The sequence below is a fragment of the Weizmannia agrestimuris genome, assembly GCF_943193165.1.
Classification (GTDB): Bacteria; Bacillota; Bacilli; order Bacillales; family Bacillaceae_C; genus Weizmannia; species Weizmannia faecalis.
Map to the genome: position 1 here is coordinate 1 of NZ_CALPDC010000010.1, position 23,458 is coordinate 23,458.

The 23,458-nt window shown below is 48.1% G+C and carries 17 protein-coding genes and 2 pseudogenes; 4 read left to right on the forward strand and 15 right to left on the reverse strand.

The features are described 5' to 3' along the window. Positions 1 to 478: 478 nt before the first annotated feature. The 6 genes from NFR98_RS06140 to NFR98_RS06165 all read right to left on the reverse strand — a co-directional run bounded on the left by NFR98_RS06140 (position 479) and on the right by NFR98_RS06165 (position 8,217). Positions 479 to 1,267: an SDR family NAD(P)-dependent oxidoreductase gene (locus NFR98_RS06140; RefSeq protein ID WP_014096461.1), complete on the reverse strand. Its 789-nt coding sequence runs from the start codon at positions 1,265 to 1,267 to the stop codon at positions 479 to 481. A gap of 213 nt (positions 1,268 to 1,480) precedes the next feature. Further along, complete coding sequence (gene cydC / locus NFR98_RS06145) at positions 1,481 to 3,205, reverse strand: thiol reductant ABC exporter subunit CydC (protein WP_014096462.1); 1,725 nt, start codon at positions 3,203 to 3,205, stop codon at positions 1,481 to 1,483. After that, positions 3,180 to 4,928: a thiol reductant ABC exporter subunit CydD gene (gene cydD / locus NFR98_RS06150; RefSeq protein WP_014096463.1), complete on the reverse strand. Its 1,749-nt coding sequence runs from the start codon at positions 4,926 to 4,928 to the stop codon at positions 3,180 to 3,182. The genes cydC and cydD overlap by 26 nt, the downstream gene beginning before the upstream one ends. 328 nt (positions 4,929 to 5,256) lie before the next feature. Continuing rightward, the gene (cydB, locus tag NFR98_RS06155) at positions 5,257 to 6,267 is read right to left on the reverse strand and encodes a cytochrome d ubiquinol oxidase subunit II (protein ID WP_081092935.1); all 1,011 of its coding nucleotides are present in this window, start codon (positions 6,265 to 6,267) and stop codon (positions 5,257 to 5,259) included. Then, positions 6,267 to 7,658 (reverse strand): cytochrome ubiquinol oxidase subunit I, encoded by a 1,392-nt coding sequence (locus NFR98_RS06160; protein WP_061086391.1) that lies wholly within the window; start codon positions 7,656 to 7,658, stop codon positions 6,267 to 6,269. The genes cydB and NFR98_RS06160 overlap by 1 nt, the downstream gene beginning before the upstream one ends. A 331-nt stretch (positions 7,659 to 7,989) precedes the next feature. Then, positions 7,990 to 8,217: a hypothetical protein gene (locus NFR98_RS06165; protein ID WP_014096466.1), complete on the reverse strand. Its 228-nt coding sequence runs from the start codon at positions 8,215 to 8,217 to the stop codon at positions 7,990 to 7,992. Between the two features lie 138 nt (positions 8,218 to 8,355). On the opposite strand from NFR98_RS06165, the gene NFR98_RS06170 reads away from it, so the two are divergent. Both NFR98_RS06170 and NFR98_RS06175 read left to right on the forward strand, forming a co-directional pair. Beyond that, positions 8,356 to 9,096: a polysaccharide deacetylase family protein gene (locus NFR98_RS06170; RefSeq protein WP_014096467.1), complete on the forward strand. Its 741-nt coding sequence runs from the start codon at positions 8,356 to 8,358 to the stop codon at positions 9,094 to 9,096. 106 nt (positions 9,097 to 9,202) lie between these two features. Beyond that, positions 9,203 to 10,267, forward strand: a pseudogene (locus NFR98_RS06175) (C45 family autoproteolytic acyltransferase/hydrolase). A 254-nt stretch (positions 10,268 to 10,521) separates the two neighbouring features. Here the strand turns inward: NFR98_RS06175 and NFR98_RS06180 are convergent. Continuing rightward, positions 10,522 to 11,160, reverse strand: a complete 639-nt coding sequence (locus NFR98_RS06180) for a KinB-signaling pathway activation protein (protein WP_017551211.1) — start codon at positions 11,158 to 11,160, stop codon at positions 10,522 to 10,524. A gap of 254 nt (positions 11,161 to 11,414) precedes the next feature. Between NFR98_RS06180 and gerD the strand changes: the two genes are divergently transcribed. Further along, entirely contained in the window at positions 11,415 to 11,969 is a 555-nt protein-coding gene (gene gerD / locus NFR98_RS06185; RefSeq protein WP_014096470.1) for a spore germination lipoprotein GerD, read from the forward strand. Between the two features lie 31 nt (positions 11,970 to 12,000). Here the strand turns inward: gerD and salA are convergent, their stop codons facing one another. The 6 genes from salA to sat form a co-directional block, all read right to left on the reverse strand. Continuing rightward, positions 12,001 to 13,053, reverse strand: a complete 1,053-nt coding sequence (gene salA / locus NFR98_RS06190; RefSeq protein ID WP_014096471.1) for an iron-sulfur carrier protein/transcriptional regulator SalA — start codon at positions 13,051 to 13,053, stop codon at positions 12,001 to 12,003. Positions 13,054 to 13,148: 95 nt separating this feature from the next. Continuing rightward, positions 13,149 to 13,862 (reverse strand): N-acetylmuramoyl-L-alanine amidase CwlD, encoded by a 714-nt coding sequence (gene cwlD / locus NFR98_RS06195; protein WP_014096472.1) that lies wholly within the window; start codon positions 13,860 to 13,862, stop codon positions 13,149 to 13,151. 92 nt (positions 13,863 to 13,954) lie between these two features. Next, a complete protein-coding gene (locus NFR98_RS06200) occupies positions 13,955 to 14,398 on the reverse strand; it encodes a YbaK family protein (RefSeq protein WP_014096473.1) in 444 nt (147 codons plus the stop codon). 118 nt (positions 14,399 to 14,516) lie between these two features. Beyond that, positions 14,517 to 15,998: an amino acid permease gene (locus tag NFR98_RS06205; RefSeq protein WP_014096474.1), complete on the reverse strand. Its 1,482-nt coding sequence runs from the start codon at positions 15,996 to 15,998 to the stop codon at positions 14,517 to 14,519. 199 nt (positions 15,999 to 16,197) lie between these two features. Next, a complete protein-coding gene (cysC, locus tag NFR98_RS06210; RefSeq protein WP_014096475.1) occupies positions 16,198 to 16,803 on the reverse strand; it encodes an adenylyl-sulfate kinase in 606 nt (201 codons plus the stop codon). A gap of 33 nt (positions 16,804 to 16,836) precedes the next feature. Next, the gene (gene sat, locus NFR98_RS06215; protein ID WP_014096476.1) at positions 16,837 to 17,991 is read right to left on the reverse strand and encodes a sulfate adenylyltransferase; all 1,155 of its coding nucleotides are present in this window, start codon (positions 17,989 to 17,991) and stop codon (positions 16,837 to 16,839) included. 608 nt (positions 17,992 to 18,599) lie between these two features. Between sat and NFR98_RS06220 the strand changes: the two genes are divergently transcribed. Beyond that, on the forward strand, positions 18,600 to 20,552 hold the full coding sequence (locus NFR98_RS06220) for an alkaline phosphatase family protein (RefSeq protein WP_251459858.1): 1,953 nt from the start codon (positions 18,600 to 18,602) through the stop codon (positions 20,550 to 20,552). 173 nt (positions 20,553 to 20,725) lie between these two features. Here NFR98_RS06220 and NFR98_RS06225 read toward each other — a convergent pair. Together NFR98_RS06225 and rpsI are read right to left on the reverse strand one after the other, a co-directional pair. After that, a pseudogene (locus NFR98_RS06225) lies at positions 20,726 to 22,779 on the reverse strand (catalase). A 281-nt stretch (positions 22,780 to 23,060) separates the two neighbouring features. Beyond that, complete coding sequence (gene rpsI, locus NFR98_RS06230; protein WP_013858111.1) at positions 23,061 to 23,453, reverse strand: 30S ribosomal protein S9; 393 nt, start codon at positions 23,451 to 23,453, stop codon at positions 23,061 to 23,063. Positions 23,454 to 23,458: the final 5 nt, after the last annotated feature.

Below are 23,458 nucleotides of genomic sequence, written 5' to 3' on the forward strand. Positions count from 1 at the left end.
ACTCTCAGTAAAGATGTTTGATAAAAGCTCAAAAAGAATTTGACGTTTCGTTTTGTCCAGTTTTCAAGGAACAATCTTCGCCGTTTATTCATAACAGCGACTTTTATATTATATCAAGTATAAAGTGCTTTGTCAACACTTTTTTATCTGTCCTGCCTCATGTGAAGCAGCGACATTTATTAATATACCAAGATAGCAAATCGATGTCAACAGCCTTTGTATATTTTTATTCTATATAAAATGAACTTGAGTTTTTACATCAAGCCTGGGCACCGATTTGCATGACGATACTTTTTGCAGCAGGCAACAGAGCTGAGAGATTTTATTTATTTTATATATTTTTTCAGCTTTACGGAGGGAAGCCAAATCAACTTGTTTACGCTGTACAGCCAGGCGTTATACTGCAGACGGTATACCCGGGAGCTTCCCTCCATTTATCGAAATTGTTATTTCTTATAATAGATATTACAGCCGGACTTTAGGAAAGGACTGCCCCGCCATCAATGACAACCGTTTGCCCAATGATATGGGAAGACAGGTCTGATGCAAGATAGAGCAGAACATTCGCCACTTCTTCCGGTTGTGTATAGCGGCCAGTCGGGGCGGATGCAGCCATTTGCTGCCTCGTTTGTTCAGCAGCTGCTGAATCACCTCCGGCAAAACCGTTTTCAATTTTTCTCATCATTTCTGTGTCCACAACCCCTGGACATACCGCATTGACACGGACGCCGGACGGAGCTGCCTCAATTCCTGCCGTTTTCGTCATGCCGATCACCGCATGCTTACTGGCGCCGTATGCCACCATTTCCGGTGTGCCGACGAGGCCGGCAACAGAAGCCGTATTGACAATGGTGCCGCTTTTTTGGCTGATCATATGCGGCAACACATACTTCATACCAAGAAAGACGCCGCGTACATTAATGCCCATCAGTTTATCAAATACTTCTTCGGGATAATCTATGAGCGGTTTCATCTTTCCTTCCCAACCAGCATTGTTTAAAAGAATATCAATTTTTCCATAAGTATCTAGCGCAGTTCGGACGTAATGTTGGACATCTTTGGATTTGGAAACATCGGTCCGGACAAAAATCGCTTCCCCACCATTTTCACGGATTTTTCCAGCCGTTTCTTCTCCCAATTCATCAGATAAATCAGCGACCACGACATTTGCTCCGCCCGCAGCCAGTTTCAAGCATGCTTCGCGGCCGATTCCTCCCCCACCGCCGGTTACGATTGCAACTTTTCCTGTGAAATCAAATGTTTGCACTGGCGCCACCCTTTCCAAATTCGGTTCATCTTCAGTGTAATGGTTTGTAAAGAAGAAAGCAATGGTAACGCTTTCAAAAATTGTGTCTATTTTTTGCAACCGGCGATAGATAACCCATCTGCTTCTTTCGCGGCACGGGCAGAAATAAAAAACGGCAAATTCACTTGCAGGCGCCCATGCTGCAACAGTGGCACTGGAAAAAGCGGGGGCTGGTCAAGCGTCCCCGCGGTCCAGTTGATAAAGTTTGCGGTAACGCGCATGGTTTTCCATCAATGCCGCGTGTGTGCCCTGCATGGCGATTTTTCCTTCATCCAGAAAGACGATCTGATCCATTTTTTCCATCCCGGCCAGATGGTGAGTAATGAAAATCACCGTTTTGTCCTTTAAAACTTCAAACATCGTATCGAGCAGGTCTTTTTCTGTCAGGGGATCAAGCCCGACAGTCGGTTCATCCAAAATGACCACAGGCGTATTTTGCAGCAGGATCCGTGCGAGGGCGATTCTTTGCCGCTCGCCTCCCGAAAAACGCTGGCCGGTTTCCTCCATTTGGGTATGGATCCCATTTGGAAGGGAGTGGAGATACCGGTCAAGTTTGACTTGCCGGATGGCCTCCTCTATTTCTTCTGATGTGGCGCCGGGGCGTCCGAGGGCAGCGTTATTTTCGACCGTTGTCGCGAACAGATAAGGTTTCTGGTTCAAGACACTGACCAGCTGGTGAATCCCTTCGCCGTATGCTGCCGGGGCATGCCCGCCGATGGAAACGGTCCCTGAAGCAGGCTGCAGCGCCCCAATCAGCAGATGGAGAAGCGTCGATTTGCCCGCTCCGCTTTTGCCAAGCACCGCGATTTTTTGCCCATGGGGAATGGTGAGTGACACATCGTTCAAAGCTGCGGCCGGTTCGTTTTCATAATAGTAAAAGACATGTTCCAAACGGATATCCGCTTTCTCTCCAGGAACTACGCTATTCCTGCTTTTATCCGGGACGTACTGCCGGATCGCGTCAATCCGTTGCAGGGATTCCTTGTATGCCGGAATCTTTTCCACCGCCGCGGATGCCGGGATGATGCCTTCCAGAATCGGAAGGGTTACAAGTGTAAAAGACGCAATATAGGTCGGGGCGATGTCTCCATGCATTGCGGCATGCCCTGCCCAGATGCCGGTAAATATTAAAATCATGCCCGAGATGACCTGTAGCTGAAAGTTCCGGTTATGATTCCAAAAGGACATCTTCCTTTCCATTTCGTGGCTTTCCTGGCTGTCTTCATGAAACTGCTTGAAAAACCGTTCTTTCTTTCCGCTGATGATCCAGTCGCGGATGCCGAATAAAGTATCCGTGACGTTGCGGTACAGCCGGCTCTGTGTTTCTTTCAGCGCGATTTGTCGTTTTTTCATGAAATATAAGGATAAAAGCGGGTAAACAAACAGGACGATCCCCATTAATAAGGCAATCCATAACGCAAACTGCCAGTCAAATGCAGCCAGCGTGCAAACAGAATATAAAAACAAAAACAGCGCCGTCACGACAGGAAAAATGGTGCGGATATAAGCGTCCTGCAAGTGCTCGATGTCATCGGCAAGCGTGCCGAGCAGATCCCCCGCCTGAAAACGCGAGCGGATAAACAGCGCCTGCGGTTCGAGCATTTCATACAGTTTGACGCGCATATCAGCAAGAATCTTCAACACCGTATTATGCCCGCTAAGCCGCTCAAAATAACGGGCGACCGGCCGCGCGATCCCGAAAGCGCGCACGCCGACGATCGGGACATAAATCAAAAGAATCGTCACCGGCATTTCGGAAGCCCTTGTGATCAAATACCCGGACGTAAAGGTGAGCATCGATGAAGCAAGAAAAGCAACAATGCCAAGCAGGACAGTAGCTACCATCAGCCACCGGTACTGACGGATATACGGTTTAATATACCGGTTGAAGTATGCCATGTTCTACCCCTCCCCGCTGCGCCTCGACAAGTTCGTAAAAGGCGCCTTTTTTCCGGTACAGCTCATCGTATGTGCCCGCTTCTCTAAGCCTGCCGCCATCCATCACCAAAATCAAATCCATTTCTTTTACCCAGTGCAGGCGGTGGGTGGCAAAAAAGACAAGTTTATGTTCAAAAAGCGGGAGCATCAGCTGTTTAATTTCCTGTTCCGTTTCGATATCGAGATGCGCAGTCGGCTCATCCAAAAGCATAACCGGACGTGCATCCAGCAATGCCCGCGCAAGCGCAATCCGCTGTTCTTCACCGCCGCTTAGCACCCGTCCGCCCTGGCCGATTTTTTCATCAAGCCCGTTCGGAAAGCTGGCGATGAGGTCGGAAAGCCCTGCTGTCCGGGCCGCTTCCTCAATCTTTTCAAGCGGCGCATCCGGCGCATACCAGGCAATATTTTCCCGTACGGTCTTTGCAAAAATATACGGATGCTGCGGAATGTAGTTCACCTGCTTTTGCCATTCGGTAAAGGACAAATGCGGAACTTCCAGGCCGTCAATCCTGATCCGTCCGCCATTCGGCATGGAGAACCCGGATAACAGGTCAATCAGCGTCGATTTGCCCGAACCGGAGATTCCGATCACGCCGATTTTTTGAAACCCACGGGCGGTAAACGTGACATCCTGCAAAATCGCCCGGTTTTCTTCCGGCGACTGTTTTTCGAGCCCTTCCACCGTTAATGTACTGTGTTCGTTCCAAACCGGGACGGGAAAAGAAAGCCCATTTCCAAAATCTTCTTTTTCGGCAAGCAGGCGGTGGATCTTCTCGCCCGCCTCTTTGCCGTTCATCGTGGCATGGTAATCGCTGCCGAGATCGCGGACCGGCATAAAATACTCCGGCGCGAGAATTAAAAGCGCAAGAGCCGGTTCAAATCCGATTTGCCCGTTAATCAGCCGGAGCCCGAGTTCCACGGCCACGACCGCCACGGACAAAGTCGCAAAAAAGTCCAGGGAAAACGACGATAAAAAAGCAATTCTGAGCGTGCGGTTTGTGGCAATCCGGTACTTGTTGCTGACTTCCCAAATGGCTTCTTTATGGCTTTTGCTCCGCCCTAAAAATTTCAGCGTCACGAGCCCCCTTAACGAGTCCACAAAATGGCGGGAAAGCAGCTGGTACGTTTCCCATCTCGCTTCTTTCTGCTTTTGCGCGGCGAGCCCGAGCAGAATCAAAAACCCGATTAAAATCGGCATGACAACCAGCAGCGTGATCCCGGTTTCAACATCCTGTGAAAAAATATACACAAGGAGAACAGCCGGGATCGTCAGGCACGCGATAAACCGTGGAATAAAAAGCTCTAAATAAGTACGGAACTCCGGAATGCCCTCAAGGCAAAGCGTCACCAGATTGCCCGTGCCATGCCTGCTGATGGCGCGCGGTCCGATGCGAAACAGCTTTTCAACGAGCAAGTTTTGGTAATGGAGGGACGTGCGGCCGGCAAACCGGAACGCAACCCGCGACTTTGCCCACTGCAAAAAGTGGCGGATGAGATGGGCGGCGAAAAAGATGCCAAATTCAGCCGCTGCTTCCTGCCACGGCACCCCTTTGTATAAATGGACAATCGCTTTTGCCAGGTATACTGCCTGCACGATAATAGCAACCGATTGGATCATCGTCAGGCATCCGGCAATGATAAAAGTTTTTAAGCTGCCTTTATACTGCATCAGATGTTTATCCATCCGCACCAGCTCCTCTCCGGTATGGGGCCATTCCGCCATACGCAGGGCTTTTTTGATTCGTTCATTGGCATATTTTCACCTGTACGGAGTCCCTAAGATCGTGCCAGGTTCCTGCTTCAATCCGCAATATGCGGACTGCTTCTCTCCGTACCCATCCAAAAGGTTCCATTCCAGGAGTAGTATCCATTCCCTATTCCCGTATTGATCTGCTTCTCTCCGCACCCGTCCAAACGGTGCCGAATGAAAAAGAAAACACCCGGTTTGCCCGAAATCCGCTCCCCGGGTGAGCAGTGGACGGCGATCTTTAACCCCCGCCCCCTGAACTTTTTTAATAATGCAATTCATGCGGTGTAACCCGTTTCCGGAAGACGTAGTAACTCCAAATCGTGTAAGCGAGCACGACCGGTACCATCGTGCATGCGACGATCGTCATGATTTTTAACGAATACGGGCTTGACGATGCTTTATAAAGCGTCAAGTTGTTCGCCGCCCCCATTGAACTGATCAGCACGTTCGGGAAAAGTGCGATGAAAAACGAGACGGTTACAAGAATTAAAATCAACCCGGTTACGGCAAAACTCAATCCTTCTTTTTTATTCCGCAAAAGCGGATACAGTGCCAGATAAAGCACGATGGCAACGGCATAGACCGGAATTAAAATGGCACCCCGTTTCACAAACGCATCTGTAAAAACAGCGGTTAATACGGTAAACAGGACAACGACGGCGCCTGTAGCGATATACATTTTGATCGCGGCTTTTCCGGCACGTTCACGGATTTCGCCATCCGTTTTTAAACGGATAAACATCAGGCCATGCAGATAGACAAGAGCGACAAAAGCAAGCCCGCCGACGATCGTGTAGAGGTTGACGATGTCGAAAAATCCGGCATGCATCGTCATCGAGCGGTCAATCGGAAGCCCCTTGATCATCCCGGAAAACAGAGCACCAAGCAAAAACGGCGGCAGGAGGCTTCCAAGCAAAATGGCCCAGTCCCAAATACCTTTCCATTTGCTTGCCTGGAGTTTGCCGCGGAATTCAAAGGCAACCCCTCTGGCAATAAGCGCAAGCAGCAGGACGACAAAGGCAAGGTAATAGCCGCTAAAAAGCGTGGCATACCAGTTCGGGAAAGCAGCAAACATGGCGCCGCCCGCTGTCAGGAGCCATACTTCATTGGCATCCCAGAACGGCCCGATCGTATTAATGAGCACCCGTTTTTCCGTCTCATTTTTGGCAAGGAATTTTGTGCTCATCCCGACTCCGAAATCAAAACCTTCCAGAAATACATATCCGACAAATAACACACAAACGAGTAAAAACCACAATTCATTTAACTGCATTATACAACCCTCCTTGTATTGAAAGGATCCGATGCAGTAATGTCATCCATCGATTTTGCCTGCGGGCCCTGTTTAATAACGCGGATAAACAGGTAAGCCATTGCCACGGCAAGCAGCGTATAGACAATCGAGAAAGCAATCAGTGAAAACAGCAGCTCGCCGGCCGAAACATTCGGCGAAACGCCCGCACTTGTTTTCATCAAGCCGTTTACCACCCATGGCTGCCGGCCCATTTCAGACATAATCCAGCCGAACGAGTTGCCGATCGTCGGGATAAACATGCAAGGGAACAGCCATTTCAAGTAACGCATGCTGTTTTCAATTTTTTTCTTCCAGACAAGGTACAGGCCGATCAAACTCATCAGGATCATAATGCCGCCGATGGCAACCATGATCCGGAAGCTCCAGAACGTTGTTTTTACAGGCGGAATATAATTGCCTGCCCCGTATTTTTGTGTGTATTCTTTTTGCAGCTCGTTCATCCCTTTGACGGATCCGGAAAATTTGCCATAGGATAAGTAGCTCAGCAAGTACGGAATTTGCACCCTGTATTCCGACTTTTTATTTTTCGTATCAATGACGCTAAACAATGTCCATGGCGCAGGGTCCCCGGTGTTTTGCCAAATGCCTTCCGCAGCAGCCATTTTCATCGGCTGGACATTAATGAGATAACGTGCCTGGCTGTGCCCGGAAAAGGCAAGGCCGAGCCCGCTGAGAAGACCAACGATAAGTGCGATGGCAACAGACCGTTTGAAAAAGGCCACTTCTTTTTTCCTGATCAAATTCCAAGCCGAAACGCCGGCGATGAAAAACGCACCGGTGGCAAGGCTGCCGAAAATAATGTGCGGGTAAGCCACCTGCAATTTTTGGTTCAACAGCACGGCGGCAAAATTGTTCATTTCGGCACGGCCATTGTGAATCGTATAGCCGACCGGGTTTTGCATGAACGAGTTTGCGGCCATAATCCAGAGCGCCGACAGCATCGTTCCGATCGAGACGAGCCAGATGCAGGCCAGATGCAGTTTTTTCGGTAGTCTGTCCCAACCGAAAATCCACAGGCCGATGAAAGTCGACTCCATAAAGAACGCAAGCAGCGCTTCAATCGCAAGCGGTGCGCCGAATACGTCCCCGACGAACCGCGAGTAGGTCGACCAGTTCATCCCGAATTGGAATTCCTGGATAATCCCGGTCACCACTCCGACTGCGAAGTTGATGAGGAAAAAGGTTCCCCAAAACTTCGTCATTTTCTTGTAAATTTCTTTCTTTTTCACCATGTAAAGCGTTTGCATGACAGCGGCAATAAATGCCAATCCGATTGAAAGCGGCACGAAAATGAAGTGGAACAAGGTTGTCGTTGCAAACTGGGTCCGTGCCAATATGACTTCACTCATTTCCCAAAATCCCCTCCTCTTCCATATTTCCGTTACTTTATCATTACACTTATATTATATTTAATCTTTTTATGGTACAGATAGGAGCCATGTGACAATTCGGTTAAAAACTGTCGAATATTATTTGACAAATTATTTTTCTGGAAAATTATTCTTCCAGGCCTATTGACTTTTTGTGAAAGAGTGATCAAAAGGGTGCGGCTCACCCGGGCGGCCGGGACAACTCGCGTCCTTCTTTCCGGTCAAGGTCCGTGATTTCCCTTTTTCCAGAACGCTCTTCGCTTCTTCTTTTCCAAAAGACCGTAAAAAAAAGAGCGGCTGCCTCCGCTCTTTACTGTTTCATTTCCCGCCTATAGGACACGGCGAATTGGGCATATTCGCTTTGGGGCGCGACTTTTGTCAGGAGCTTAAAAAGAATCCGGTACCGTTCTTTCATGGCCCTTTTGATGACCCGCTCAATCCGCTCATCATTCAGGTCAAGTAAAATTTCTTCCATTTCTCTTTTCAACAAATACTGCAGTTCCAGCAGCTCTTTTTCATGGACGACAAGACCTAACACCCACATGCACCCTTTCTGTTCATGGTACGTCTATTTTTACCAAATTTAAGGAAAATATCACAGCACTTTTCCTTGCATAATCCTGAAAAAATGGCGCATACAATAAGACAAGTGCAGTTTTTAACGGGAGGTTGAATCATGCACCATACGAAATCGCGAAACTGGAAACCGTATCTTTTCATTGTCATTGTCTCGTTTTTTACTGCCTTATTGATCTATACCCAAACGCTGGCGCAGACGGCAGCTTTTTCAGCAAAAGGCACCCCGAAAGCCGTTTTTAAAGGAGAAAACGGCATTGCGTTAACTTTTAATATTGGCTGGGGCGATGAAAAAGCCGTCCCTATCTTGAAAACGCTGCAGAAAAACGGCGTAAAGTCCGCAACCTTTTTCCTGTCAGGCGCGTGGGCGGAACAGCACCCGGATATTGTGAATAGGATTGAAAAAGCCGGATATGAGATCGGAAGCCTCGGTTATGCCTATGTGGATTACACGGATGAAGAACCGGCTAAAGTGCGGCATGATATGCAGAAGGCACAAGAAGTGTTTAAAAAACTTGAAATAAAGGATGTAAAACTTTTGCGTTCCCCGACCGGCCATTTTGACAAAACGGCATTAAAAATTGCGGACCAACTGGGGCTTACAATGGTTCACTGGAGCGTCAACACCGATGACTGGAAAAACCCGGGCACCGCAAAAATTATTGAAAAAGCAAGCACAGCCGAAAACGGGGATATCATCCTGCTGCACGCTTCTGATGCCGCAAAGCAGACGAACAAAGCCCTGCCGCAAATCATCCGCCACTTGTCGGATAAAGGAAAATTTGTGACCGTTTCCGAAATGATTGCAAACGGCAAAGCAGAAACGAAAGTGATTCCTTAAAGCCACAGGCCCACTTGGTATATCGTTGTTAGGAGAAGAGAAATACAATGTGTTAAAATGAATGATATGAAAGGATATCCAAATGGGCTTGCAGGTGAATGGAATAATGAAGCAAATTTTCAGCACAGTGGTCCAATTTCGCGGGTCACATGAAAAATTCGGTTATATGCAGGGGCTTGCATTAAAAGAATCCCTTTCCATCCAAAACCGCGACAATCAATGGAAAGTCAGAAAACCGCGGTTTGTAATCGACCTTAACGAAACGAAAGACGCAATCACCCGCTTTGCACCCGGAATCTGGGACGAGTTGTGCGGATTGCAGGAAGCACTGAAATGGCCGATGGAAAAAGTTTTGCAGGAATTTGGCGGCTACCGGGTGGATTACACAAAATCAGGCTGCTCGATTTTAACAGGCGATGGCTATCTCATCCGCAACTATGATTACCATCCTAAAACCTATGAAGGACGCTATGTCCTGTACCAGCCAACCGACCAGGGGTACGCGATTGCCGGGCCGAGCCAGCGCGTCACCGGGCGGATGGACGGCATGAATGAAAAAGGGCTCGCCATCGGCTATACGTTTATCCATCGAAAAAGTCCCGGCGACGGGTTTATTTGCTGCATGATTGGCAGGCTGCTACTGGAATCATGCGTAAATATTGACGAAGCCGTTGCCATGTTAAAAGAAATTCCGCACCGCCATTCATTCAGCTATGTCGTTTATGATAAAAGCGGGGAAACCCGGATTGTCGAAGCCTCTCCGCGCGCGGTCGCCGTGCGGAACGGAGATATTTGCACCAATCATTTTGAAACCCTCAGCAAAGAAAACCGGCATCATCTCAGCGATTCGATGCGCAGAACCGCCATTTTGGAACAGGAAAAAGGGCATCTATCCAGCGCCCGGGACGCGTTTCAATTATTAAATAGCCGGGATAAAGGCGTTTTTTCAGAACTATACGCTAGCTGGGCGGGCACAATCCATACTTCCGCTTACCTGCTAAAGCAAATGGAAGCCTGGTTCGCTTTAGGCGGTGACTGCTAGCCGGTGAAAATTGACTTTGCCAAATGGCTGTCAGGAGAAGACTTGCCCATTGAAAAGATCACCGGCGAAGTGGATACGGATATCCCCTTCCTCCATATGGACAAAGGGGCCGACTGGTTTCAAAAATGATCGAAACCGCGGTCATGAACCATGGATTCCGGCCGCGGCATCCTTTACCGGAAAAATGCTGCGGTTGCAAAAATGGAATCATCCGGTGCTCTGTGTCGTATGGAGCAGAAGCCATGGACTCTTCTATTGCTTTTTTCATGGGCCGCGGGCGTTTCAAGCGTTCCCACTGTTATCGTGTCTATTGCCAGCTGAGAAAATTTTTATGCATTTACTGCCCAGACAGCAAAAACCGGATACCCCATCAGGCTCCGGTTTTAGTTTGCCGTCTTTTCTTCTGCGATCTTGCGCAATGCTGCTTTTTCCTCTTTTTCCTTTTGGGAGCGCTTTAAAAAATGTGGAAGCGCAAGCAGCTGGTAAGCATTGCAGATGAGAAGCGGGAAAAGCATAAGATAAAGCGAGGATATGCTATTGACACGCAAAGCTGGCACCCACTCGAGAATGGTCACTGCCACCATGAAAAACAAGGCAGGAATAAAAGCCCCTGCACTTTTTGCCTGCTTCGTCTTAGCAGCTGCCGCCACAAACGCGGACACAAGGATCAGTGCTGCAAACAGCAGGGACTGGCGGGTATCCGCGCGGAAGTACACAAAATCGAACAGTACATAACAGGCTGCAACAAGCTGAATGGCCTGCCAAACAAGCCGCGAACGGAAAATGTCAAGCCCGAGCTGGTGCACGGTTAACCAGGCGAAGAAACCTACCTGACTGACAAGACTGAAAATCAAGCCCAACCCCGCAAACCAGAAAAACGCGCCAGCGATGGACAAAAGATCCGCATGTGCAAAATAAGGCGCCATTTCCGGCCAGCGGACGAAAAACCCGAGAATCCCGGCTGACACCCCTCCGATGGCAAGAGCGGCAAAAAAGAAACGAACCCAGTTCCGGCTTGTCAATCCCCATCCCCCTTTGCCTTTAAAGTACCTTTATTGTAACAGAGAATCATGAGAAAAATCCAGCACATCATGCCGGCTTTCCCAACTGTACTGTTTTACCAATCCGCACGATGAAGCCGGTTTTTGCAGAGCTGTAGCACGATCAGGCTCCGGTCCCGGGAAAAAATTCCAGTGCTTTTAAGCCTCCCCGCCGAGCGCATAATCCGAAAAGAACTTCACATATTAAAGATAGAATGAAGAAGGGAGCCAAAAGCATGAAACCAAGAACCGTTTTGCTCCTGATCAGCCTTTGCGCTGCCCTTACAGCCTGCTCGGGCGAGGCTTCAACAGGCGGGCAAGCGGATTATAACCAGACGAAAAAAATGGTCATTGACATATTGAAAACCGATGAAGGAAAAAAAGCGCTGCAGGACGTGATTACAAGCGACGGAATGAAAAAGAATCTGGTCATTGACAAGGCGTACATGAAAGAAGCGATCGAACAAACATTAACTTCCGATAAAGGCAAGGCTTTTTGGAGAGAAGCCATGCAGGATCCGAAATTTGCCGCCGCGGTTGCAGACAGCATGAAAACTGAAAACAAAGCGCTGTTGAAAAGTTTGATGAAGGATCCGGATTACCAGGCAATGATGATGGATATTTTAAAAGACCCGGCTTACGAAAAAGAAGTGCAAACGATGCTAAAGAGCAAAGAAATGCGGAAAACCATGCAGGAGGTTGTCATCGATACGTTTAATGACCCGGCTTTTAAAGCGAAAATGGAAGACAGTCTGCTGAAAGCGGCGAAAACGATGAAAGACAAAAAGTAGCGGCGGGATTTGGCTCCGCCGCTTTCCACATTTATTTTTTCAGCTTGTCCACAATTTTTTGTGCGATTTCCGTATAAATTTTTCCGAGCCGGTGGTCTTCGGCATAGATGGACGGCGCGAAATCATGTTCATTCCAGTCCGGCTGCTGAAGCGGGAGCTGACCGAGCACTTCGGTCCGCAATTCTTCGGCAAGTTTTTCCCCGCCGCCGCGACCAAATACATACTCGCGTTCGCCGGTCACCTTGCTTTCAAAATAAGCCATATTTTCAATGACACCGAGCAAATTGTGTTCCGTCCGGAGTGCCATCGCGCCGGCCCGTGCCGCAACGAAAGCCGCAGTCGGATGCGGGGTTGTCACGATAATCTCATTGCAGCGCGGCAGCATCGAATGGATATCGAGCGCCACATCCCCGGTGCCCGGCGGCAAGTCAAGCAGCAAATAATCGAGGTTGCCCCATTCCACTTCATGGAAGAAATTGTTCAGCATTTTGCCAAGCATCGGCCCGCGCCAGATCACCGGCGCATTGTCTTCTACAAAAAAGCCCATCGAAATGACCTTGACCCCGAACCGTTCCACCGGGATAATTCTTTCTCCGCGGACAACCGGACGCTGCATAATGCCCATCATGTCCGGCACGCTGAATCCGTAAATATCGGCATCAATCAGGCCGACCTTTTTCCCAAGGCGGGCGAGTGCAACCGCCAAATTGACGGAAACGGTCGATTTCCCAACGCCGCCCTTGCCGCTTGCAATGGCGATAAATTCCGTTTTGGCGGAGCCGAGCGGGTTTTTGTTGTCTTCCTGCAACAAATCGCGGAACCGGTCGAGCGTTTCTTTCGGCAGTTCGCCGAAACGGATGCCGACTGTATTCGCGCCAATCCCCTTCAATGCTTTCACAATGGCCATCTGCAGCTGCAGCTGTTCGCTTGTACCAGTTTTGGCAATCGCTACTTTGACACTGACATGCTGGATCTCTTCTTTGATTTTGATTTCGAGGATCCCTTTTGTTTCTTCCAGCGTTTTATGTAAAAAAGGATCTTCAAACCCTTTTAACACGTCGTAAACCTGTTGTTCCGTCAACATTTTCTACACCATCCTTAAAATGAAGTCGTTTCCAGCTTGATTCCAGTATACCATACAATGGCAGTGTTTTGCGCTGGAACGGCTCCGGATGCTTGTCAGTTCTTTAAGTCCTTTTCTTTTGTAAAGTAGCGCATAATCCCTTCATAAATGGATGCCGCCACCTTTGTCTGGTACGCATCGGATTTTAATTGCTCCCGCTCCCCGGGATTGGACAAAAACCCGATTTCCACAAGGCAGCCCGGTTTTTTCGCATGCTTCAGCAAATACACATTGGACAATGTTTTGGAAGCCCGGTTTGTATTTTCGAGATTCCGGACCAGCTCCGCCTGGATAAACGTGGCGATCCTTTTATTTTCAATCATAGTCGGGGCGTAAAAAGTCTGGGCGCCGTGCCACTGCGATTGCGGAATAGCGTTCAGATGGATGCTGATAAAAAGGTCCGCTTCCGACTCGTTGATCAGGGAAAGCCTTTTTCTTAAATCCTCCACTTTGCGGCGGCTGTAGCCCTTTGTCTCGTTATCAGCAAGGTCTGTATCCGTTTCGCGCGTCATAATAACAAGCGCGCCCTGCTGCTGAAGATAGTCTTTGATTTTGGCCGCCACACTTAAGGCAACATCTTTTTCCAGCACTTCATCTCCCGTTGCCCCGCCGTCCGGCCCCCCGTGCCCCGGATCCAGATAGATGATTTTCCCGGAAAGCGGCAGATTCCACGGGCGCCACGTATCTTTTTGGAAAAACTCAAACTGCACAAGTAAAAATAAAAGGGTGACACCAAGCAGAAACCCCGCAATTTTGATTTTCCGTTTCATCACAATCTCCCTCTCCCTGTCCTTATTGAAAAGTTATGGGACAAGGGAGGAAAATAGAACTGCAAAAAAGGGAGCCGCAAAACGGGCATCCCCTAATGAAGCCGCAGTTTCCGCCTTTGTTCGCCTTTTTTAAAGCCGTAAGACCAAAAGTAGTCGGCAAACTGCTCGCATGTATAGTAAATGGACTCCTGCATCGTATCATTGCCGAATGTCCAATAAAGCCAAAAATTGTACAGAGTATCTGTAATATGCTTTAATTCGGTTTCGCACCGTTTCTTTGCCTGCTCGGCCGGCTCGCCGTAATACCCGAACCGGCTGTAATGGCCGCCCAATAAATAGGCTTCAATGGCGACATCGTAACACCCTTCTTCGATCCCCTGCTCCATCCACGCTCCCCCGTTGATCCGGAACGAACCGAAATGGGACTGGAAGCTTTTCTTCAGCACTTCAACCGGCAGTTCGCGGAGCAAATTGCGTTCCGCCTTCATTTGCCTCTCCCGTCTTTTCGCAGACAGGGTGGTAATGACTTCATTCATCTCTACCCACTCCTTACCGGTATTGTACGCGGGCGTAGAGGCGTCGATACTTTATAATGATTTCCAAACAAGGAATCGATATCGCAACATGGGCGCGCGCTTTAAGCCAACACACCGCTCAGGAGCGCGCATCCTTTTTTTCAGTATGCTCCGGCTCCTGGTCAAATCCCCGGTCATCAATCCGGCATGCCTCAAGCGGGATGACTTTTGTCCGCTTTACGAGCTTGTAGCCGAGCCACATGATGGCAAAAAGCGGGATGCCGAGATACGCGGCAATGGCGCTCATCCAGTCGATACGGCCGCCGAGGAATGCCTGATAATCCTGCGCAAGAATAACGATCACGCCGACAATCAGCGCAAAAATCGGGCCGAACGGGTACCATTTCGCATGGTAAGGGAGATCGTCAAGTGAACGTCCCTGGGCGAGATACGCTTTCCGGAAACGGTAATGGCTGGCGGCAATCCCGAGCCAGAAAATAAAGCCCGTGACGCCCGCTGCATTCAACAGCCAGATATAAATGGCGCCGTCCCCGAATGCGGATGCGAGAAATGCAAGCGCGCCGACAATGGCCGTGGCAACAAGGGCTGCGACCGGCACACCGCGTTTGTTCAGTTTGCCGAAAAACTTCGGCGCCTGGCCTTCATGGGCCATTGCATACAAAATCCTTGTGGAAGCATACAGGCTCGAGTTTCCCGCCGACAGCACAGCCGTTAAAATGACCGCATTCATCAGGGATGCAGCAAATGCAAGCCCCGCTTTTTTAAAGACAAGCGTAAACGGGCTCACCATTACATCCGTACTTTGCAAACTTTTTGTCGTATAAGGGATAATCAGCCCGATGACAAGAATTGCAAGGACATAAAACAACAAAATGCGCCAGAAAATGCTTTTGATTGCTTTCGGCACGTTTTTGCGCGGATTCTCGCTTTCCCCGGCTGCAACGCCGACAATTTCCGTCCCCTGGAATGAAAATCCGGCTGTAATGAACACGCCAAGCACGGCAAGCGCACCACCGTGGAAAGGCGCATCCCCGATTGTAAAGTTTTTAAAGCCGGCCGGTGCCCCGCCCAATATGCCAAATATCATCAAAAAGCCGGTAACAATAAAAAGGATAATGGTCGCCACTTTGACAAAGGAAAACCAGTACTCTCCTTCGCCATAGCCTCTCACGGACAAAATGTTCAAAAGAAAAATCACGAGCAAAAACAGGCCGCTCCACAACCAGCTGGGGCTGTGCGGAAACCAAAATTTCATGACCAGCGTCGATGCCGACAGTTCCGCTGCAAGACAAATGGCCCAGCTGTACCAGTAATTCCAGCCGAGCGCAAAACCGAGCGCCGGATCAATAAAGCGGGTTGCATACGTACTGAATGCCCCGCTTGTCGGCATAAATGAAGCCAGTTCCCCGAGGCTTGTCATAATAAAATAGACCATCACACCGATAACCAAATAGGCAAGCAGCGCTCCCCCCGGGCCCGCCTGGTAAATCGCGGCGCCGCTTCCGAGAAAAAGCCCGGTCCCGATCGAGCCGCCGAGTGATATCATGGTCAGATGCCGCGCCTTTAAACGCCGTTTCAGGCCGGATTTTTGTGTTGCCATCGTATGTTCATCTCCATTTATCTATCATACGCATCTGGTTAAAATAAATCACAACGTCCATACCATAGCACAAAAAATTCCGGATGAAAACAGGATTTTGCATATTTCCAGCATTTTGTTGCATAATCTTACATCCCTATGTAGAAAAACGTGCAGCAAGGTCTTGCACCTGCTGCACGTTTGCCGTTTATAAAACCGGCTACTTTTCGATGTACCCTTTTTCTTCCAAAAAGCGGATCACCTGCCCGACAGACTGTTCCAGCGGCTGTTTGTCGGTTTCCACGACAAGTTCCGGATGTTCCGGGGCTTCATAAGGGGCATCTATACCGGTAAAATTTTGTATTTCCCCATTGCGGGCTTTTTTGTATAAGCCTTTCGGGTCCCGCTGTTCACATGCTTCCAGCGGGCAATTCACGTAAATCTCTACGAATTCATTGTCTTCGACCAGTTCGCGCACCATGTCCCTGTCAGCACGGTACGGTGAAATGAACGCCGTCAGCACCATTACGCCGGCATCCACGAACAGTTTTGACACCTCTCCGATGCGGCGGATATTTTCTTTCCGGTCTTCCGGGGAAAACCCGAGATTTTTATTCAACCCGTGGCGGATATTATCGCCATCAAGGATATACGTGCGGATCCCCCGCCTGTGGAGTTCCTGTTCAACGGCGACGGACAGCGTGGATTTCCCCGCACCGGATAACCCGGTAAACCAGAGGACTGCGCTGGAGTGCCCGTTTAACCTCCGGCGGTCTTCCTTTTTAATTTTGGTTTCATGCCATGTGATATTGGTTGCTTTCGCCATGCGGCCGGTTCCCTCCTTGTGATTTGTGGACGTTTAATTGTGCACTTTCATCCCTTTGATCAGCACTTCTGCCACTTCCGGCCGGGAAAATTCTTTCGGCGGTTTTTGGCCGACGCGCAGCATTTCGCGCACTTTTGTCCCGCTCAAATGAATATGGTCTTCTTTTCCGTGCGGACAGGTTTTCGTTGTGGCCATATTGCCGCATTTCGTGCAGTAAAACGCATGCTCAAATTTTAAAATGGTGATGCCCAGTTCCTGCTCCACAGTGCTGATCAGTTCCTGTGCTTCATACGTCCCATAATAATCGCCGACACCGGCATGGTCCCGGCCGACAATGAAATGGGTGCAGCCGTAATTTTTACGGACGAGCGCATGCAGGATTGCTTCCCGCGGGCCTGCATAGCGCATGGCGGCAGGGTAAATAACAAGGCGCACACGATCTTTTGGATAATAATGTTTCAAAATCACTTCGTAACTTTCCATCCGGATATCCGCCGGAATATCATCGCTTTTTGTCTCGCCGACAAGCGGGTTTAAAAGCAGCCCGTCAACGATTTCAAGCGCGCTTTTCTGAATGTATTCATGGGCGCGGTGGACCGGGTTGCGCGTCTGGAAGCCGACAATCGTTTTCCAGCCGAGGGATGCGAACAATGCCCTTGTTTCTTTCGGATCTTTATAATAAGCGGCAAACTCGTCATGATTCGGGCGGTTTAAAAGCGTAACCGGCCCTGCAAGATACACATCCCCGTTTTCATATAAGCGTTTAACGCCGGGGTGCGCCGGGTCGGTTGTCCCGTACACGAGCCTTGCTTCCCGTTCTTTGTCCACTGTATACTTTTCTTCCAGTGTGAGCGTGCCGTAGATCACGCCGTCTGCACCTTTTAATGCGAGCGTTTCGCCGGTTTCAAACCTTTCCGCTTCCTCTTCTGTTACGGGAAGCGTGATCGGAATACTCCAGATAAGGCCGTTTGAAAGCCGCATATTTTCCACAACCGTTTCATAATCCTGCTTCCCCATAAACCCGGTCAGCGGGCTGAAGCCGCCGATACCGATCAGTTCCAGGTCGGAGATGCTCCAGTCGGAAACGGTTAATGCCGGTAATTGTTCTGCCTGTTTTAAAGCTTCCGCACTGTGGTTTTCCCGGTTTACCAATATACCGCCGTGCGGGATGCTCGTTGAAAAAGCCATGTTCCAATTTCCTCCACTCGTTTGCATTTTTCCTATAAAAACAATTGGAATACTTCCGTAATATTTATTTTAGCATTAAACAGATTATTTTTGCATTTATTTTTTTGCAGATCTTGGCGGATCACGGTACAGCTCGCCGTAATCATTTAAATAATCCTGGTATAGCTTCTCGACCGCTCATGATATGCCCTGGACTGAAAGACTTCCTTCAAGGGCAAGCAAGTATCTCCGTGATGTCTACACGCTGCATCAAATCGTCAAGGCTTGTTTGCAGTGCCGGGGGAAGAAAAGATTGATTTTCTGCCTCAGCTTCGTTTCGTCTTCCAGCTATGGCAAATGAAAGGTGCCGGCAATTTAAAGTGACAATCAAGTGTATGATCAAACCGTTCTTCGTGTGAAAAAATGATCCGCTTTAATCCGTAAGTTCGGATGGAGAATGGGTCCTAAGTTGCCGCTGGCGGAGATCGCAATTCCATTATGAAGATGCTTAAAAAATGATGAACAAGTTAGCCAGTGCCTTAGCTTCCCTGTTTCCGCGCTTTGTTTACCTGCAGCCATCAAGGGAAAATAGAATGCTGACAGTACATATAAGGAAGGAAGGAAGGTCCATGAAACGATTCAGCCGTTTGCTTCAGTACATCCTGCCGGCCGCCCTCCTTTGTGCGCTTGTTCCGGGCCGACCCCTGGCTGCATCTGAAAAAGGGACCATTGTTGTCGTGTCTTTTGACGGCATGAAAAACGATTATGTCCACGAACATAAAAAGGAACTGCCGCATTTAAACAAAATTATGAAGCATGGATTTGATGCCAAAGACATTACAGCGGTTTATCCGTCCCTCACCGCCGCCTCCCATGCTTCCATTGCAACAGGGGCCAAACCGGAGAAAACCGGCCTGGTCAGCAACGCATTTCACAATAAAAATTTTAAACTGACGGAAACAGAGGACGCCTTCTGGTCTGCACTGGACGTCCCGGCCATCTGGTCTGAAGGACGGAAACACGGAAAAGTGACGGCGACGATCTGCTTTCCCGGCTCCAACCCGGAAGTTTCAAAGGCGCATGCCGATTACGCCATCTATTACAAGGATACTTTTGCAAAAAGTGACCTTGTCCATCTTACATTCCGTCCCGCCAAAGGATGGAACAATGCCCCGAAAAGCCGGAAACCGCTAAAAGAAGCCGTTTACCGGTTAAAACTTAAGGGAGCAAAGAACCGGACCATTCATGTTTTGGCTGCCGCTCTTCACCATGATGCGTATGACCTTTTCTATTTTTCGGACAACAAAACGATTGAAGATAAAGATGCGCGAGTGGGTGTCAATCAATGGGGCAGTTTCACGTTAAATGAAAATCATCAACCGGCCGGCTTCTGGTTCAAGATGAAAAAAACCGACCGCACCCTGTCGAAAGCGGAAATGTACCGGACAGCGGTCACATCTGCCGCAATCAAGGGACCGGGGGATTTTGCCAAAACGATAAACAGCCTGTTCGGATTTTTCCCTGTGGATGAAGACTTGGACGCCTTCAAAAAAGGCTGGATTACCCGGACAGAATATGAAGACATCTCCACCCGCTTTGCCCAATGGGTGCAAAATGTCTCCTTATTCATTAAGGATCGCTATAAACCGGATCTGCTCATGTTTTATGAGCCGCAAATCGACCATGAAGAACATGCATATTTGTTAACAGACCCGCGCCAGCCCGGCTATTCCGATAAAAAAGCAAAAACATATGCGGCCCGGATCCGTTGGGCGTATCAATTGGCCGACCATACAGTTGGAAAAACATTGCAGTCACTCGGGGAAAATGACAAATTGTTTGTTGTGTCGGACCATGGCATGGAACCGATGCACACTGGGCTCTCTCCGAATTACGAGCTTAAAAAACACGGTCTGCTTGTTTTAAAGAAAAACGGAGAAATTGATTTGAACCGGACAAAATCGTATGCAGTTGCTTCTGGCACGATGGCCCATGTCTACATCAATTTGAAAGGAAGTAAGAAAGGCGGAATTGTTTCTAAACAAGATTACGGGAATGTGCAGCAGGAGGTGGCAAAAATCTTTTCGTCTGTCCGCGACCCGCGCATCCTTGCTTCAAAATCCAAACTGGCGGGTTTCTATCTTTCGGACTGGTGGCAAGGCATAACAAACGGGCATAGCAGCTGGTCCACTACAAAAGAAACGGTATCGTCCCTGTATGATACGGTAAAAAATGACCCGGCCCGGCCGTACGAGTCCGTGATCAAAGCGCAAAGCAAAAAAAGTGAGTGGTTTCACCACCCGCATGCCGGTGATGTGACGCTTGTCGCAGCGAGAGGTTACATGATGGATTCGGACATCTCTTCCTCTTTCCATGCCCCGTCCGAACTTAGAAACCACGGTGGCAACCCGGAAAGGAGTGATCTGCGCCCGGTTCTGCTTGCATACGGAAAGGACATTCCGCATAAAAAGGTATCGCGCCGGCTTTCTTTAATCGACATTGCCCCGACGCTTTACCGGATGATGAACGTGCCTGCGCCTTTCTTTGTGGACGGGAAGGAAATAAAAGAACTGGTGCCATAATGGCGGGAGAGAGGGCAAAGCCGCTGCTTACGGCGGCTTTGCTGTTTTTTTATCGTTGATGTTTAAAATGTAGTCGAAGGATTATCAATTTTATCATCTTTACAAAATATTTATATGCTCAATTATTATTCAGGAGATGCTAGAACGAGCGTGCCCCCATATAAATAACCATATTATTTTCTATTCCAAAAACGTTGCTGAGCGATAGCAGAGACAAACTCCTCACCGAAGTAAGGATTATTTGCGGCAAAAACGACCCCGAGTAAGTTATTCTTCTCTGTTGCTTTAATATAAGTATGTGCAGTTGTTGCAACACCAATCGGTTTATAATATTTGTATGCTTCACTTACAAAACGCATGATATCCTGACTGAACCTTGTTTCATTTCCGGAACTTCCGCCAACGATATAGAGTGAATCAAACAGGTTGGGATTTGTTGTTAGAAATGTTTTATTCACTTTGAATTTCGTGCCATCTGTCCCTGTCACCGTTCCAAACTTTTCGCCAACAAATTCGATAAAAACACCATATTTCCGCAAAAGACCAATGACAGTTTTTACCTCTTTCCCATTAAAATGATTGCCGATCAGAACGCCCACTTTAAGCGAATATGGATATTTTGGCGTATTCATCATGCTAAGAGCCGGGGAACTTGCTGTAACTGGAACTTGCACCCCGCTCGGACGATTCACACCAACATATTCAGCAATAGTGGTTGCCAAACCTTCATCAACATTGGCAAACATATCAACGCCTTGCTGGCGAACTGATTGGCTTTTCACGTTTCCGAGCTGAAAGCAAAATGCTTGTGTAATATGCTTCTCAACAGACGACATACTATTCCAAACCAGTCTGGCCTGCGAAAAGTAATCTTTAAACGATTTACTTTCCGCTTTAATCTTGTGCCCCTCTACCTTCTCCTTGTAATGCACATAACCTCCTTCTGCCGGACTGGAAGTGGCAGGAGTATTATGCGCTAAGGAATTTTTATGATAGTTTATTTTTCCAACATTGATTTTTTGTTGCATATACCCGCCTTGCTGGTTATTGTGAACCGGGCAGATGGGACGATTGATCGGTATTTCATTGAAGTTTGGCCCGCCAAGTCGGTGCATATGTGTATCCCGATAAGCAAATAATCTGCCTTGTAAAACCGGATCATTGGAAAAATCTATTCCTGGGATCACATTTGCTGGATTAAACGCTACCTGTTCTACCTCCGCAAAGAAATTATCAACATTTTTATTTAATGTCATTTTCCCGATAATTTCTACGGGAACCATTTCTTCCGGCCATAATTTGGTAGGGTCTAAAATATCGAAACCATACTTAAATTCATCATCCTCATCAATCATTTGTACACCTAATTCAAATACAGGGTAAGCTCCAAGCTCAATGGACTCCCACAGGTCTCTTCGATGGAAGTCGGGGTCCACCCCACCAATAATTTGCGCTTCATCGATTAGTAATGAATGAACGCCAAGGACAGGCTTCCAATGAAATCTTACAAAAGTAGCTTTTCCATCATCGTTTACAAATCGAAAGGTATTAATACTGAACCCTTGCATCATTCGCCAACTTCTGGGAGCGGTTCGATCAGACATTGCCCACATAATGAAATGAGCAGAAGATTGATTATTCGCAACAAAATCCCAAAAATGATCATGAGCGGGTGAGGCTTGTGGGATATCATTATGTGGCTCCGGATTAAGCGCATGTATCGCATCCGCTAACTTAAAGGCATCGTTAAGAATGAATACAGGGAATGAGAGCGCTAATAAATCGTAATTCCCTTCCCTTGTATAAAACTTGGTTGAAAAGCCGCGTGGACCCAATGTCGTATCACTTGAGCCTTTATTTCCTTGCATGTTGGAAAACCTAACAAATACGGGTGTCTTTTCCCCGGGTTTCTGTAGAAAGCAAGCTTTTGTATATTGTTTCATTGATCTATACAATTCAAATTCTCCATGTGCCCCGAAACCTCTTGCTTGAACAACTCTTTCCGGTATCCGTTCATGGTCAAAATGCATCTGTTTTTCAAAAAAATAAAAGTCTCCATTAATGTAGGGCCGCGGACTCCAGCTTTTAAAGTCTGTTCATCATTTGAAATCTTTACTGACTCATTGGTTGTAAGTTTCTTACCTACATTGTTAACACGGAACTGTTCTAGTTGCTCATCCTTTCTATTCACGCTCACTTTCTTCCTGTCGTTTGTTGCTTCATCCATGTGATCACCCTTCACAAATAAACTTCAAACTAATATATTCATACGTTGCAATCCGGTAAATTATGCCGGATCACCCTTTTCAATCTACAAGGAGCAACTTGTCCCAGTATTGCTTGAATATCTAAGATATGAACTATCTCCTCTCGAATCTTTTCGGTACGGAAGTTTATTGTTATAACAGTCTTTTTGCATTTGCTGCGTCACATGTGGTCACGGGTTTTTTTGGACATAAAAAAGACCCTCCCCACATAAGTGAAGAGAGCCTTTGAAGTGCCAATAATTTAACGTTTCGAGAACTGAGGTGCACGACGAGCGCCTTTGAGACCGTATTTCTTCCGTTCTTTCATACGGGCGTCACGTGTCAGAAGGCCTGCGCGTTTTAACACTGCACGGTATTCAGGATCAGCCTGCAGCAATGCGCGGGCAATACCGTGGCGGATTGCGCCAGCTTGGCCTGTGAAACCGCCGCCTCTTACGTTTACGAGAACATCGTAGCTGCCGTTTGTTTCTGTTATATTCAATGGTTGTTTAATCACTTCAACTAAAGCTTCGAACGGAATGTAATCTTTTACATCACGCCCGTTCACCGTAATATTGCCATTTCCAGGAACTAAGCGGACACGTGCAACAGAACTTTTGCGGCGTCCAGTTCCGGCGTATTGTACTTGTGCCAAAATAA

Bases quoted from the DNA above. Each gene is read 5' to 3' on its own strand.
- cydC (WP_014096462.1), bottom strand. From the start codon at position 3,205: ATGGCATACTTCAACCGGTATATTAAACCGTATATCCGTCAGTACCGG.
- cydD (WP_014096463.1), bottom strand. From the start codon at position 4,928: ATGGATAAACATCTGATGCAGTATAAAGGCAGCTTAAAAACTTTTATC.
- cydB (WP_081092935.1), bottom strand. From the start codon at position 6,267: ATGCAGTTAAATGAATTGTGGTTTTTACTCGTTTGTGTGTTATTTGTC.
- NFR98_RS06160 (WP_061086391.1), bottom strand. From the start codon at position 7,658: ATGAGTGAAGTCATATTGGCACGGACCCAGTTTGCAACGACAACCTTG.
- NFR98_RS06170 (WP_014096467.1), top strand. From the start codon at position 8,356: ATGCACCATACGAAATCGCGAAACTGGAAACCGTATCTTTTCATTGTC.
- gerD (WP_014096470.1), top strand. From the start codon at position 11,415: ATGAAACCAAGAACCGTTTTGCTCCTGATCAGCCTTTGCGCTGCCCTT.
- salA (WP_014096471.1), bottom strand. From the start codon at position 13,053: ATGTTGACGGAACAACAGGTTTACGACGTGTTAAAAGGGTTTGAAGAT.
- cwlD (WP_014096472.1), bottom strand. From the start codon at position 13,862: ATGAAACGGAAAATCAAAATTGCGGGGTTTCTGCTTGGTGTCACCCTT.
- NFR98_RS06200 (WP_014096473.1), bottom strand. From the start codon at position 14,398: ATGAATGAAGTCATTACCACCCTGTCTGCGAAAAGACGGGAGAGGCAA.
- NFR98_RS06205 (WP_014096474.1), bottom strand. From the start codon at position 15,998: ATGGCAACACAAAAATCCGGCCTGAAACGGCGTTTAAAGGCGCGGCAT.
- cysC (WP_014096475.1), bottom strand. From the start codon at position 16,803: ATGGCGAAAGCAACCAATATCACATGGCATGAAACCAAAATTAAAAAG.
- sat (WP_014096476.1), bottom strand. From the start codon at position 17,991: ATGGCTTTTTCAACGAGCATCCCGCACGGCGGTATATTGGTAAACCGG.
- NFR98_RS06220 (WP_251459858.1), top strand. From the start codon at position 18,600: ATGAAACGATTCAGCCGTTTGCTTCAGTACATCCTGCCGGCCGCCCTC.